Source organism: Acinetobacter sp. 1566109 (assembly GCF_000582255.1).
GTDB classification, from domain to species: domain Bacteria; phylum Pseudomonadota; class Gammaproteobacteria; order Pseudomonadales; family Moraxellaceae; genus Acinetobacter; species Acinetobacter nosocomialis.
In genome coordinates, this window is the sequence record NZ_JEYB01000100.1 from 1 (window position 1) to 7,557 (window position 7,557).

Annotated in this window: 9 protein-coding genes; 5 read left to right on the top strand and 4 right to left on the bottom strand. The window is 36.3% G+C overall.

What is annotated here, in order from left to right; all coding sequences use genetic code 11:
* From J582_RS23955 to J582_RS26855, 3 genes are all read left to right on the top strand, one after another.
* The coding region (locus J582_RS23955; protein ID WP_068791262.1) for a TetR/AcrR family transcriptional regulator at positions 1-555 on the top strand (555 nt) is incomplete at its 5' end.
* A gap of 133 nt (positions 556-688) precedes the next feature.
* Complete coding sequence (locus tag J582_RS23960; RefSeq protein WP_032048773.1) at positions 689-1,996, top strand: MFS transporter; 1,308 nt, start codon at positions 689-691, stop codon at positions 1,994-1,996.
* Between the two features lie 119 nt (positions 1,997-2,115).
* The gene (locus J582_RS26855) at positions 2,116-2,241 is read left to right on the top strand and encodes a YHYH domain-containing protein (protein WP_114271335.1); all 126 of its coding nucleotides are present in this window, start codon (positions 2,116-2,118) and stop codon (positions 2,239-2,241) included.
* Positions 2,242-2,293: 52 nt separating this feature from the next.
* Here the strand turns inward: J582_RS26855 and chrA are convergent, their stop codons facing one another.
* The 3 genes from chrA to J582_RS23975 form a co-directional block, all read right to left on the bottom strand.
* Positions 2,294-3,646, bottom strand: a complete 1,353-nt coding sequence (gene chrA, locus J582_RS23965) for a chromate efflux transporter (RefSeq protein WP_032048774.1) — start codon at positions 3,644-3,646, stop codon at positions 2,294-2,296.
* Positions 3,643-4,569 carry a chromate resistance protein ChrB domain-containing protein gene (locus J582_RS23970; protein ID WP_031981807.1) on the bottom strand — a complete coding sequence of 309 codons (927 nt, stop codon included), beginning with the start codon at positions 4,567-4,569 and terminating at the stop codon, positions 3,643-3,645. The genes chrA and J582_RS23970 overlap by 4 nt, the downstream gene beginning before the upstream one ends.
* Before the next feature lie 132 nt (positions 4,570-4,701).
* Positions 4,702-5,556: a LysR family transcriptional regulator gene (locus J582_RS23975; RefSeq protein WP_031981808.1), complete on the bottom strand. Its 855-nt coding sequence runs from the start codon at positions 5,554-5,556 to the stop codon at positions 4,702-4,704.
* Positions 5,557-5,874: 318 nt separating this feature from the next.
* Here J582_RS23975 and J582_RS23980 point away from each other — a divergent pair, with 318 nt between their 5' ends.
* Both J582_RS23980 and J582_RS23985 read left to right on the top strand, forming a co-directional pair.
* A complete protein-coding gene (locus J582_RS23980) occupies positions 5,875-6,306 on the top strand; it encodes a DoxX family protein (protein WP_022575334.1) in 432 nt (143 codons plus the stop codon).
* A gap of 32 nt (positions 6,307-6,338) precedes the next feature.
* Positions 6,339-7,253: a hypothetical protein gene (locus tag J582_RS23985; RefSeq protein ID WP_022575335.1), complete on the top strand. Its 915-nt coding sequence runs from the start codon at positions 6,339-6,341 to the stop codon at positions 7,251-7,253.
* Between the two features lie 20 nt (positions 7,254-7,273).
* Here J582_RS23985 and J582_RS23990 read toward each other — a convergent pair.
* Positions 7,274-7,557: transposase family protein (locus tag J582_RS23990; RefSeq protein ID WP_031997721.1), on the bottom strand; the 284-nt coding region annotated here is incomplete at its 5' end.

A 7,557-nucleotide genomic window follows, 5' to 3' on the forward strand; every position in this document is an offset into this window, starting at 1 on the left:
ATTCTCCCAACACGTGCTTTAGAAGTTGTAAAAAAAGGAATAAATCTGTTCCATCACGGTGGATTTCACATGGTCGGTGTCGACAAAATTGTGAAAGAAACCGAAGTGAATAAAATGACGTTTTATAATTATTTTCACTCTAAAGAACGCTTCATCGAAATCTGTTTAATCGTACAAAAAGAACACCTCCAAGACCAAGTGGTTGCACTGGTCGAGTATGACCATGACACAAGCACAACCGATAAACTCAAGAAGTTGTATGTTCTACATACCGACTTAGAAGGCCCGTACTACTTATTATTTAAGGCTATTTTTGAAACTAAAAATAGTTATCCAAAAGCTTATAAAACCGCGGTGAGATACAGAACATGGCTGACCAATGAAGTTTATAGTCAGCTTAGATTACTTAAAACTGATGCTTCTTTTACCGATGCCAAACTCTTTTTATATATGATTGAAGGCAGAATTATTCAGCTTCTAAGCTCTGATGAGACAGATGAAAGAGACGGGGAGTTAGAATGGCGCTGGATACTGAAACTGCTAAGATTAAACTAGATTTCTGATACTTTTATAATGGCCTAAGGCAGCGAATAAAAAGGCATTTTAAGCTTCTCTTTAATTTCTTAGGTTAACATCTAAAGAAATTCCTTGTTTGGAATGAATTGAATTCCTATCAAAGGAGAACCAAATGCTGGAAGTCTTAAAAAATAGTACATATCGGCATTTGTTTTTAGCCCAAGTCATTGCATTGATTGGTACTGGGCTAATTACAATTGCATTGGCTTTACAAGCCTATGACATTGCTAAAGGGCAGGCTGCGCAAGTTCTTGGTATTGCTTTGGCAATTAAAATGATTGCTTATATTGGCGTTGCTCCAATTGCCTCAGCTTTTGCAGAAAGACTTCCTCGTAAAAAGGTTCTGGTGACTTTGGATGTGATTCGAGCGTGCACTGCTTTATGCCTACCATTCGTTACTCAAATTTGGCAAATTTATATTCTGATTTTTCTTTTACAGTCTGCATCGGCAGCATTTACCCCAACATTTCAAGCCATGATTCCCGATGTCTTACCCGAGGAAAGAGAATATACCAATGCGCTATCTCTATCTCGGTTAGCATATGACTTAGAAAATATTATTAGCCCGATGTTGGCAGGTTTTTTACTAAGTTATATGAGTTATCACAACTTATTTTTAGGTACAGTGATTGGATTTATTGGCTCGGCGCTTTTCGTTGTAAGTACAAAACTACCCGTGGCTCAGGTTGCTGCATTTCAAGGTATATATAGCAGAATAAAAAGAGGGGCAAAAATCTATTTCAACACTCCTCGTTTAAAAGCTTTATTGGCATTAAATCTAGCCATTGCTTCTGCGAGCGCTGTGGTAATTGTAAATACTGTCGTTTTAGTACAATCCACTTTTAAATTGTCCGAACATGCGACCACTTGGGCGTTTGGGTTATTTGGCTTAGGATCAATGCTTTCGGCTTTTATGCTTCCTAAAGTTTTAGAAAAATTTGATGACCGATCTGTCATGCTGACTGGAACGGTAATTTTGGTAATTGGTTTATTTAGTGGATATTTTATCGCTTCATATGATTGGCTTTTAGCACTCTGGTTTGTTTTGGGAATAGGGTATTCAGTCTCACAAACTCCAACGGGTCGACTCATTCGTAAGTCTGCTTCAAGTGAAAATAGAACGGCTTTGTTTGCTGCACAATTCGCGTTTTCACATGCATGCTGGTTAATTACATATCCTTTAGTGGGATGGTTAAGCACTCACTTTGGAACTTTATTTACTTTTATTCCTATGGCAATTATTGCTTTAAGTGCATTGTCTTTTGCCTATTTCATCTGGCCGAAAAATGATGACTTAGTTTTATCTCATACCCATCATGACTTACCTGCTGGACATGAACATTTGGTTAACCATAGCCATAACGGTGAGCATGCACACGAATATGTGATTGATGATTATCATCATAAATGGCCGAAATAAGAAAGAAACTAACTTACTAGACTAAAGTTCAAATGTCATTCATCTGCTTTGCATCTTTTTAGTGCTTTTATTTTGTACACTAAATGCTCATTATAATTCCAATTTAAGGAAGCAAGCTCATGAAAAAATTATTATTTATTTGTTTAATTGGTTTAGCGGTCACAAATGCTAACGCTCACTCTGGCGGGACTAACTCATCAGGATGTCATACCAATAGTAAAACGGGACAATATCACTGTCATTAATAAAAAAAGAGTAAGCATAAGGCTTACTCTCTTGTTTTAATAGAATAAATTTTTATACACCCACGTATAGAATTAAACCACAAATCGCTGCTGCTAAAATTACATACATAACTTTTACTTCAAAGTGGAATAAGGCAATAAATGCAGCGATTGTAATTAAGGCCGCTTCATAATTAAAAGCTTGACTAAATCCATGAGGCCATAAAACATGATAACTAAAGAACAGTGCCAAATTTAAAATCACACCGACTACGGCAGCTGTAATTGCAGTTAAAGGAGCAGTAAATTTTAGCTCGTTATGCGTTGATTCGATAACAGGTGCACCTGCTAAAATAAATATAAATGAAAACAGAAAAGTAAACCAAGTAACAATAATTGCACCGAGTGTACCTGCCAGAAATAAATGTTCTGAACCTAATAAAGCATGGTTGAATCCACCGAGAAAACCCACAAAAGCAACAACTATAATTAGAGGCCCAGGTGTACTTTCACCAAGTGCTAAACCATCAATCATTTGCGTTGGGCTTAGCCATCCATAATAGTTCACAGCTCCTTGATATACATATGGCAGAACTGCATACGCACCGCCAAATGTAAGTAAAGCTGCTTTAGTAAAGAACCATGCCATTTGTGTATATGAATGATCCCAACCAAAGTAAAGGCCAAGCCCCACGACAGGAATAAACCATAGAAGGGCACCAACAATAATAATTTTAGTCAGGCGTAACCATTTGAACTTTGCATGTTCTGGAGTTGGTGTATCGTCATCAATTAAGGCAGTACCATAATCTTTTTGACTGTTTTTATGCCCTGCATTACTAGAAAACAGTTCAGGATATTTCTTACTTGTAAAATAACCAGTGAGTCCTGCCGCAAAAACAATGAGTGGAAATGGTAGGTTTAAAACAAATATGGCGAGAAAAGCGATAGCAGCAATTAACCATAAGAATTTGTTCTTGAGTGATCGACTGCCAATTCTGTAAGTTGCGTGAAAAACAATAGCGACTACAGCTGGTTTAATTCCATAAAACAGGCCAGCAATTATTGGAACATCACCGAATTTAACGTATATCCATGATAAGCCTATTAATATGAATAAAGAGGGGAGAACAAATAAAATACCTGCAACTAAACCTCCAATAGTACGATGCATAAGCCACCCGATATAGGTCGCTAACTGCTGTGCTTCTGGGCCGGGCAATAGCATGCAATAGTTAAGCGCATGTAGAAAACGTTTTTCTGAAATCCAACGCTTTTGTTCAACAAGCTCTTGGTGCATAACAGCGATTTGTCCTGCTGGCCCTCCAAAACTGATAAATCCTAATTTGAGCCAAAATAGGAGTGCACGCCAGAAGCTTACAGGTTCAACAGGAGAGTCCTGTGAGTTTTGTTTTTCTTGTGTCATGAGCGTTCTCTTTTTAAGTCGGCATATAAGCCATCAAAGATATAGTTGGCCAATTCAAATAATTGGTCGTCGTTGCTGATCTGACTACGTAAACCTTGAATTACTTTTTCTATGCCTATTGCTTCTGGTGGTTCAAAACCACCGACATCAAGATAGTGAACAATTTCTGCAATCTTTTTTAATGCAGGTGTTTCAAGTTCAAAACTATGCAAGAGAACTTCAAAAGTAACCAAGTTATCGATATGGGTGAAAGTTGCTCCATCAAAATCATAACCAAGTGCATATGTAGGACATTCAGAAGGGGATTCCAGCCATAGAAACTGAGGTGATTCATCAATAAAATTTTTGATAAGCCAAGCTGACGCTAATCTGTCTATCCATGGGTGCTTTCGGGTAGCCCAGACTTGATTTTGATAATCTTTTTTTAGAAGTCGCTTTATCTTTGCTTGAGTAAAAACGGGTTCATTGGTTTCACCAAGTCGAGCAATAGAATGTTCGAGTGAGATAAGTTCATTGAGTGTTTGCTCTTGGACTTCGCTAGGGAAATAATCAATTTCGACAAGAGCATCCAAGCTCTTTCGCAATTTCCGGACTTGTTTAAGTAGTTCTTTTTTTTCATTTTCATTTTGATTCTGATTTAAATCAACAAGCTGTTTACGTATAGCTTCATATTCTTCATTACGATTAAAAAGTGAAATAATTTCAAGGTTTAATGGCGCTTCTGCTTGAAAGATATAAGCTGAACCTTGTTCTGAGATTACATCCTGCGCGATAGCTTCAAATTTTTCAGAGTGCGTAATGGGTAATAGATAGACTCCATCACGCACAGTTGCGGCTCCGCTTGCCTTGAGTGAACGCCAGACTCTCATACGAGCGGTTGAGTTCTGAGTAGGGAGTGAAGATATGAGTAAAGATATATTCATGTTACATACTCAACATATTTTGTTTAGTATATAACAAAATTTACTCAATCGAGTGAACCATCCATTAGAACTTTTTGTATATGCTTATAAAAAAGAACTATCTATTAAGAGATAATTTTATGACTGAAAAAGCTATAAGTTTGAAAAATGCTGTTTTAAAGAATTTAAAAAAAGTTCAACCTTTTTTGGAATTCTCGATCCATAAGGTGTGGTTGCATAAAAATATAGATCGGAGTTTAAAAGGGTTTTTGAATAGTTAATAATGATTCCTTCATCTTCATATTTTTTTGCTAAAAAGTCAGGTGCAAATAAAATGCCTTGATTTCTCTTACAAAGTTCTAAAAGAATTTCTATATTATTGCATGTTAATTTTGGTATTGAGTTAATAATATTATTTTTTAAGTCATCTTTAGAATATAGTAAAATGCTATGTTCTCTAAGCTCTTCTATATTTTTCGGTTTTCCATATTTATTTAAATATGTATCTGTTGCATAAAAGCTTCTTTTATATGTATTTAAAATGAAAGTATTTTTCTCTTCAATATTTTCCTCAACTTTTAAAATCACATCAAATTTATGGGGATTGATATGAGTGGAGTGGTCTGAAAACATAAGATCAATTTCAATATGAGGATATTTGATTAGAAAATTAGAAATGACATCTGAAAAGCACGTTTGGATAAAGACATGTGGAGCACTAATTTTGAGTAAGCCTTCAGGGTATTTCTGGTCGTATACAAAGTCATGAGCTGCTAAATCTAACTCTTTCACAATCACTTTGCATCGCTCATAGAACTTTTCTCCAGAGCGAGTCAGGTCCATCTTTCGGGTGTTGCGTATAAATAATGATGTATTAAATAGACTTTCTAAATAAAAAATTCTTTTTGAAACCTGATCTCTGGTAATGCCTAGATTTCTAGAAGCATGACTAAAATTTCCATTCTCTACCACACTTATAAAAGTATTAATACAGTCTATTTTATCCATCAAATTTTAAAGGCTAAATGATCTTGCCGCTAAATTATATGAGGAATATCTGTATATCAATCATTGTATCTTTTTAGAATACAGTTTGTATTTAAATAAATATCTAGTAGTTTACACGGATTTTTGATTTTATATACCGTGAGTTATTTGGTTTTTTAAAGGTTAATAAAATATTTAAAACTATTTAAATTATCTTATTTTATAAAGATAATTTTATAAATTAGATCATGAATATTGCATATTTTATAAACTTTTATTAATGCATGAAACTTATATTTTTTAAATATTAAAACTATGAGATTTCAAAAAGGTAAATAGATGAGTGACTTGATTAATAATAACCCAGTATGGGTAAAAAAGATCTTATCAATTCATGGATTGCTTCCGCTACTTCGACTTGCACTCGTTTCAGCCTATTTAGTGGGGGGAATTAATAAATTCATCGGATTTCATGCGGCTATTGAAGAGCAGGCGAGTTTTGGTCTACAGCCTGCTTGGCTCTGGGCAGCTACCGCTATTTTTATTGAAATTGTTGGTTCACTGCTGGTGATTTTTAATCGTTTTGTCTGGTTAGGAGCAGGGGCTTTAGGCTGTCTAACTGCCATAGCAATGCTCGTTGCAAACGACTTTTGGAATCATACAGGCCCAGCATTTTTTAGTACGTTTAATAGTTTCTTCGAACATCTTGGGCTCATCGCTGCGTTGGTGATGGTCACCATTCTTTCTAATCAATCTTCAAAATCACAATAAGTTTAAGCATCTCATTTAAACAGGAGCATTTTATGCGTAAATCATTATCAGCCTTGCTTTTAAGCACCATGCTAGTGGGCACAAATGTTGCCCTAGTGCCTCAGGTTTTTGCCAAAACAACAACAAGTATAAAAAGTGAGGCGCCCGGTGTAGCCCCCCAATACGATACAACGCATGTTTATGTAAACCCTGAAGACTTTGATAAATTTACCGATAGTTTGGTCGCAACATTCGGGGGTACCAAGTCGAAACAAGGTGTTTTCCAAGTCACACCAACACCGAGCCAGACGATGTCTCAGCTTGTATTGACCCCAGTAGGTACATTGTCTGTATTTGGTTTTAAAACTCCAATTCCATATCCGTTTGGTTTGGAAAGAACAGGCTATTTAGTCAAAGATATGGATGCAGCAGTGCAGGCTGCCAAGGCAAATGGGGCAGATGTCATTGTAGATGCCTTCCCAGACCCAATTGGGCGTGATGCGATTGTCCAATGGCCGGGCGGTGTAAATATGCAGCTCTATTGGCACACGACTAAGCCTAACTATAACCAGTTAGAGACTGTTCCAGAAAACCGTATTTATGTTTCAAAACAAAGTGCCGACTCGTTTGTTAAGAAGTTCGTGAGTTTTTCACACGGTAAAGTCGTTTCCGATAACCCTAAAGCCGCAGGTATAGAAATTGGTCGCCCAAATGAAACGTATAGACGTATTCGCGTTGAGTCTGACTTCGGCAAAATGACAGTGTTCGTGACCAATGGTCATCTTCCTTATCCGTATGGGCACGATATGACGGGTTATGAAGTTAAAAACTTATCTGAAACCTTAGATAAAGCCACAAAAGCAGGTGCATCTGTTTTGGTGAATGCTTATAAGTCGGATGGTCGTGAGTCAGCAATGGTGCAGTTCCCGGGCGGTTATATCGCTGAAATTCATGCGTCTATCAAATAATAGACCTCTTGCGAAAGTCGTTATTGCAAGTTCATCCGATTTACCAGTGCAGCGATTAAGTTAATGCGTAAACCGAATCTTTTCCGTCTATTTCGATAGCGTTCACTTAATATTCTAAATGTTTTCAATTGACTATTAATATGTTCGATCACAACTCGTATTTTTCCAATCATTTTATTGTACTTTTTCTCAACATCAAATAAGGGTAAATTCTTCTTTTTCTTTATTGGCATCAATAATTTAAAGCCATCTTGCTCTAATCCGTAGTACCCTAAATCGGTCATAACATATTTACAATGTTTGA

Coding starts and splice junctions, on each gene's coding strand:
- J582_RS23960 (WP_032048773.1), top strand. CDS start 689: ATGCTGGAAGTCTTAAAAAATAGTACATATCGGCATTTGTTTTTAGCC.
- J582_RS26855 (WP_114271335.1), top strand. CDS start 2,116: ATGAAAAAATTATTATTTATTTGTTTAATTGGTTTAGCGGTCACAAAT.
- chrA (WP_032048774.1), bottom strand. CDS start 3,646: ATGACACAAGAAAAACAAAACTCACAGGACTCTCCTGTTGAACCTGTA.
- J582_RS23970 (WP_031981807.1), bottom strand. CDS start 4,569: ATGAATATATCTTTACTCATATCTTCACTCCCTACTCAGAACTCAACC.
- J582_RS23975 (WP_031981808.1), bottom strand. CDS start 5,556: ATGGATAAAATAGACTGTATTAATACTTTTATAAGTGTGGTAGAGAAT.
- J582_RS23980 (WP_022575334.1), top strand. CDS start 5,875: ATGAGTGACTTGATTAATAATAACCCAGTATGGGTAAAAAAGATCTTA.
- J582_RS23985 (WP_022575335.1), top strand. CDS start 6,339: ATGCGTAAATCATTATCAGCCTTGCTTTTAAGCACCATGCTAGTGGGC.